Origin of the sequence: uncultured Sanguibacteroides sp. (genome assembly GCF_900543425.1) — a bacterium.
In the GTDB taxonomy this organism is placed as follows: Bacteria; Bacteroidota; Bacteroidia; order Bacteroidales; family Marinifilaceae; genus Gabonibacter.
In genome coordinates this window covers 1-5,822 of the sequence record NZ_UQRQ01000048.1, presented here as the reverse complement: position 1 = coordinate 5,822, position 5,822 = coordinate 1, and the positions used below count along the sequence as shown (strand labels likewise).

Below are 5,822 nucleotides of genomic sequence, written 5' to 3'. Positions count from 1 at the left end.
AAATCGTCAATTTAAAATCCACAATCTTCATCTCAGTCGAATAATTCCTCCTCCGACGACATCCGTTCCTTCATAAAGGACGGCGCTTTGTCCGGGGGTGATGGAGTCCATACCTTCGTGGAAGACGATACGGAACTGTTTATCTTCCGGATAGACGGAAGCGATAGCTCCCTGGTTGCGATAACGAACTTTGGCTACGACGTCGAAACCTGAGGGAAGCGAAGGATATTTCATTAAGTTCACGTCTTTTATATAGAACTCTTTTCCTTGTAGTTCTTCTTTGGTTCCTAAAACGACTTCATTTTTTTCGGCATTGATGGAAACGACAAACATGGGGTGTCCCAAGGCGATTCCTAATCCCTTTCGTTGCCCGATGGTATAGTTGGGAAATCCTTTGTGTTCTCCCAATTTTTTACCGGAGGTATCGACGAAAAGCCCCGGGCCGTATTCTTCTGCAAAATTTTCCACCTGTTCGGCTAAGAAGGTGCGGTAGTCGTTATTCGGGATAAAACAAATCTCCTGGCTTTCGCTTTTTTTAGAGAGCTGTTCGTATCCCCGCTCTAAGGCTATCCGACGAACTTCGGGTTTGGTCAGTTCTCCTAACGGGAAGATTGTCCGGGATAGGTTTTCCTGCGTGAGAGTCCATAGAAAGTAGGTTTGGTCTTTGCTTTCATCTATACCTTTCCGGAGAAAATAGCGTCCGTTTTCACGTCCGATACGTGCGTAGTGTCCGGTTGCAATATAGTCGCAACCGAGAGAGTCGGCCATTTCCATCAGCTTTCCCCATTTTATAGTGGAATTACATAGAACACAGGGGTTAGGTGTACGGCCGTGTAAATATTCATCGATGAAATTCCGAATGACTAAAGAGTCGAATTCTTTTCGAATATCCAAAATATGATGTTCGAACCCTAATTTCCGGGCCATATTCTTGGCTTCAAAAAGAGCGTTAACACTACAACACCCTTTTTCTTTTTCCAGGCATCCTTGTGCGATCTGATCGTAAACCCGGTAGGTTACTCCGACCAGTTCATATCCTTGTTCTTGTAACAGCATGGCTCCGACAGTACTGTCTATCCCTCCGCTCATGGCCATTAAAACTCTTTTTCCCATATGATGTTGATTAAAAACAGGATTAAAATGTCCCTCCTGTCACGGGTTGACTTTTTTATTCATAAACCGGGCTTCGCTATGGTAATCGTCTTTTTCCAGTTCGATATCGGGCTCTATCCATTCCGTGACATGATTTAATGAGAATTGTAGGTATTTTATCGTTTTGCCGCGAGAGAGCCATTGTTGCTCGTAAAAAGTTTTGATGCTCAGTATTCTGTCGTTGTAGTTGGAATGATACAGATCATCCGTGCTAACAAAATTGGGCAGATGATTTACCCGGACCACCTCGTCCGTATAGCGGTATAGAAAAGGACTATCTGTTTTTAAATGGATAATTCCATTGGGTTTCAACATTTTTTGGTATAGTGCCAAAAAGCGGATTCCGGTTAATCGTTTTCTTGCTTTAGCCATTTGTGGATCGGGAAAGGTAATCCAGATTTCCGAAATTTCGTCCGGGGCGAAAATGGACTCCAACATTTCGGCGTGCGTACGGAGAAAAGCTACATTATTCAATTGTTGCTCCTGAGCCGCTTTGGCTCCGGTCCACATTCGGGCTCCTTTTATATCCAAACCGATAAAATTTTTTTCGGGATACAACCGGGCCAGGCCTACCGTATACTCTCCTTTTCCGCAGCCTACTTCTAACACGATAGGATGGTCGTTGCCGAAAATTTTTTCATTCCATTTCCCTTTGAGAATATAATCGGTACGAAAAACCTCTTCGCGGGTAGGCTGGAAAACATTTTTCAACGTCTCCATTTCAGCAAATTTGGCTAATTTGTTTTTTCCCATGTATGTTTATTTGAAAAATTACTCTTTTGGTTTGTCGGAGGGCTCTAACTCGACTCCTATATTTTTTATTCCTTTTAACTCTTTGTTCTGCATGGTATGCCACAAATAGAAGGTGTAACTACTGCATGAATCGGATGGGATTATTTTTCCAACGGGCTGAATAATTGTTTTCAATCCTTTCATCCCGTCTCCCAGCCAATCTCCGTTTTCATCGGCCAAGATCAAGTTAATCGTATCTATTTTGATGAATTGATTGTTACGATTGATGGATAAGAAACACCTTAAATTGGCGTACATATAATCCGTCGTGTGACGAAGCCCGATTTTCAGTTGATATGTTCCGGGGAGCAGATCTTTTGTTTTAAACGTGATAACACTATCCCGTATCCATGTCTCTTTTGATAACGTGTGATAGCTTTTATAGGAAGAGAGATCTAAATGGCATCCCGTACATCCTAATAATATTATCCAACAGTAGATCTTATTCTTCATCCTTATTAAACGGTTTTGCATCGTCTTTCAGCAAATATTCCAATTCGGCAATCATCATGGCTGTCGCTCCCCATATAAAATGTTCCCTGACTCTATAACCGGGAGCTATAATTTCATGATCGTACCGGAAAAAAGAGAGAGAAGTTTTGTTTTTATCGTCAAATAATTCACTTAACGGGACGAGAATCACTTCTTCCACTTCATTTTTCGAGAGTACAAAATTAGGTATTTTCGGCGTGGTTCCAACAAACGGTGTAATATTAAAATTACTCAATGGGATATAAACGTCACTTAATCTTCCCATGATCGTAACGTCTTCCGGGGAAACACCGATCTCTTCCTGGCATTCCCGGAGTGCAGTACTGCGACTGTTGATATCTTTCTCTTCGCTTTTGCCCCCGGGAAGAGCCATTTGTCCTCCATGGTATTTCCCGGCTTCTCCTCGTTTGATAAATGGAATGGCCCACTCGTCCCGATAAGGTACCAGTAATATCATGACGGCACTTTTAATCGGAGGTGTCGTATGTGTTCCGTCGATCCCTTCGATAAATTTGGGATAGGGAGCCATGCGAACATGTGCTTTTTCGCCGGGAAGGGCTTGACTTAATTTTTCTTGTATACGGGATAATGTCACTTTTTCTATTGTTTTGTTTTTATCGAGAGTTTATTCCTGATATTGTTGTACCTGATTTAAAACCCGTAATAGATTGTCTCCCCATAGTTTGTCCAACTCTTCCGGAGTATATCCTTGGCGAAGTAATTCTACCGTTAGTGTAATCAATTCGTTGGAAGCCTTACAACCCTTTAGTTTTTCCGTATCGTCACCGTCAAAGTCCGTTCCGATACCCACGTGGTCTATTCCCACGAGGCGAACGATATGATTGATGTGGTTGATGGCGTCCAAAACGCTCGGGTTCGGTTGTTTACTGATAAACCAATTGTATAAACATACTTGTATAACACCTCCTTTTGCCGCAATCGCTTTCATCTGGTCGTCCGTCAAATTGCGAGGATGATCGCAAAGGGCTTTAGCGGAAGAGTGGGAGGCAATGATGGGAACTTTGCTTGTTTCCAAAACATCGTAAACCGTTTTCTCGCTGGTATGGGAAATGTCGACCATAATTCCCAAACGATTCATTTCTCGAACTACCTCTTTCCCGAACTCGCTTAGCCCGTTGTGTTCCGTTTCTCCTTTGGCGGAATCGCAAATATCGTTACTTCCGTTATGGCATAAAGTAATATAAGATACTCCCATTTGTTTGAAAAGAGTTAGATTCCGAATCTCCTTTCCGATGGCATAACCGTTCTCGATACCTAAAAAGATGGCTTTCTTCCCTTCGTTTTTTAGTTGGATGAGGTCATCTAACGTGTAGGCTAAGCCGACTTGGTCGGCGTTACGTTCCACCTGTTCGGAAATCTTGTAAAGGATGTCAATTGCCTTTTGGGTGGCAGCCTGAGAGGCTGTTTCGTCTCGTTCCTCCTGTTTCAGGTAGGCTACCATAAACACGGCATCAACCATTCCCTCTTGCATTTTGGGAAGATCGACTTTTGTAAAGGAGGTCCGTTTTCCCAAATCGAAATCATCCGTAAATTTCATAGGTGTGTCGCAATGAGAGTCGATGATAAAACTTCTTTTGTGTATCTCTTTTGCCCGTTTGAACAAGTTGGCTTCTTTCGTGAAATAGCGAAACAACCCGAGCATTTGTTCGTTGGGAAGGGAGGCCATTTTTTCCGGATGCCATTGTACGCTGAATATAGGATACTCCGGCATTCCCTCCATCGCTTCGATGATTCCGTCCGGAGAGGTCGCTGTTACCTTAAAACCGGGGGCTACCTCCTTTATTGCTTGGTGGTGAAAGGAGTTGACAATCACGCTTTTTTTGTGAAATATGTTGGCAAGTACACTTCCTTCTTCAATATTTACGGAGTGAGATCCGTATTCTCTGTTTAAACTTTGGCTATGCTTTAAGATGTTACCGGGGCATTGGGAATAAATATCCTGATAGTTGGTCCCCCCGAAGGCTATATTGATGATTTGATGCCCGCGGCATATGCCGAATACCGGAATTCTTCGGTCGGCGGCTAATTTAACAAGTGTAAGATCGTATTGGTCTCTTGAGGCATCCATCTCCTGTAAAGCAGGGATCGGTTCCTCGCGGGCGTATAGCGGATTGATATCCCCTCCGCCGGTTAGTATAAGCCCGTCCAATTGGGAAACAAGATCTTTCAATGATTCGATGTCTGTATGCATGGGGATCAATAAAGGGATTCCTCCTGCAAGCAGAACGGAGTGTACGTAAGTGTTATCGATGCAGGAATTACCTTCCTTAAAATGGGACGAGATGCCGATTAGCGGACGATTGTTATGTGAAACTCGGGCGTCGATGGCATCGTTTAAAATTTCCAGGTCTGCCGGATAGATAGATGTATTCATTAGACTAAACAATATTACTAAAATTAATTTCATGGTTAAGTGAAGCGAATCTCGCAATTTTCAGGACTCACGGAAAGTACGGTGTTGGCTCCCAATAAAATCGGAAAATTATTCCGGATATGTCCTGCAGGAAATTCGAAACAAACCGGATAGTCGTATCCTTCCACGGCTTTCCGAATAAGGTGATAAACCTCTTCTTTGAGTCCAGCATTTCCGTTTTCTTCAAATTCTCCGACGATTAGTCCTTGAAGATGTTGTAATTGTCCGGCATATTTCAGACATTGGATGCTGCGGTCAATATCGTATATATTATTTCCTTTCTCTTCTATAAAAAGAATGGTCCCTTTTGTATTGTGATCTATGCTGGTATTGTGTAAACTGTGCACCCAGTTTAGCATTCCTCCGACCATTTCCGTTTCCGCGAATCCGATCCGATTTAGCGGATGGGGCGGAATGGAATAAGAGGATATGATTCCGAACAGGAAATTTCTCAGTTGTGTCATTGCCTCCGCAGAAGTCGTCAAATAGTCTTCGGGCATAAAGGCATGTATACTTTCAATTCCTAAAAAATGGAGTTTAGCATGTAGAATGGTGATATCGTCCATTCCGATTATCCATTTGGGATTTCCTTGAAAGGTGGAGTAATCGGCTTCTTCAACTACACGAAGGGTGCCGTATCCTCCTGTCGTACACCAGATGGCCCGGATCTCTTCGTCATCGAGCATGACTTGCAGGTCTTCCAGTCGCTCTTGATCGGTTCCGGCAAGTTGTCCGCATCGGGCATAGAGGTGTTTGCTTAAAACCGGAACAAGTTCCCAGGATCGCAATAGGCTTATGGCGTGGTCTATATTGTCTGTTTTTGGAACTCCTGCCGGAGAAATCAGGGCTACTTTATCTCCCGGTTGTAAATATATAGGTCGTAACATAATTGAACGTGTTTATTTTTGTACGAAGATAAGATTTTTAATTGTAAATTGACGATTGTAAATTG

The 5,822-nt window shown here is 43.0% G+C and carries 6 protein-coding genes; all 6 read right to left on the bottom strand.

Going from position 1 to position 5,822, the window contains the following annotated elements:
- Window positions 1-27 precede the first annotated feature (27 nt).
- From mnmA to QZR76_RS13995, 6 genes are read right to left on the bottom strand one after another with little or no spacing between them, the layout of a single operon-like run.
- Window positions 28-1,113: a tRNA 2-thiouridine(34) synthase MnmA gene (gene mnmA / locus QZR76_RS14020; protein WP_294143425.1), complete on the bottom strand. Its 1,086-nt coding sequence runs from the start codon at window positions 1,111-1,113 to the stop codon at window positions 28-30.
- 39 nt (window positions 1,114-1,152) lie between these two features.
- Entirely contained in the window at window positions 1,153-1,905 is a 753-nt protein-coding gene (gene trmB / locus QZR76_RS14015) for a tRNA (guanosine(46)-N7)-methyltransferase TrmB (RefSeq protein ID WP_294143424.1), read from the bottom strand.
- An 18-nt stretch (window positions 1,906-1,923) separates the two neighbouring features.
- On the bottom strand, window positions 1,924-2,397 hold the full coding sequence (locus QZR76_RS14010; protein ID WP_294143423.1) for a gliding motility lipoprotein GldH: 474 nt from the start codon (window positions 2,395-2,397) through the stop codon (window positions 1,924-1,926).
- Complete coding sequence (locus tag QZR76_RS14005; protein ID WP_294143422.1) at window positions 2,387-3,031, bottom strand: CoA pyrophosphatase; 645 nt, start codon at window positions 3,029-3,031, stop codon at window positions 2,387-2,389. The genes QZR76_RS14010 and QZR76_RS14005 overlap by 11 nt, the downstream gene beginning before the upstream one ends.
- Before the next feature lie 30 nt (window positions 3,032-3,061).
- Window positions 3,062-4,831 carry a gamma-glutamyl-gamma-aminobutyrate hydrolase family protein gene (locus tag QZR76_RS14000; RefSeq protein WP_294143419.1) on the bottom strand — a complete coding sequence of 590 codons (1,770 nt, stop codon included), beginning with the start codon at window positions 4,829-4,831 and terminating at the stop codon, window positions 3,062-3,064.
- A 35-nt stretch (window positions 4,832-4,866) separates the two neighbouring features.
- A complete protein-coding gene (locus QZR76_RS13995) occupies window positions 4,867-5,757 on the bottom strand; it encodes an LD-carboxypeptidase (protein ID WP_294143417.1) in 891 nt (296 codons plus the stop codon).
- Window positions 5,758-5,822: the final 65 nt, after the last annotated feature.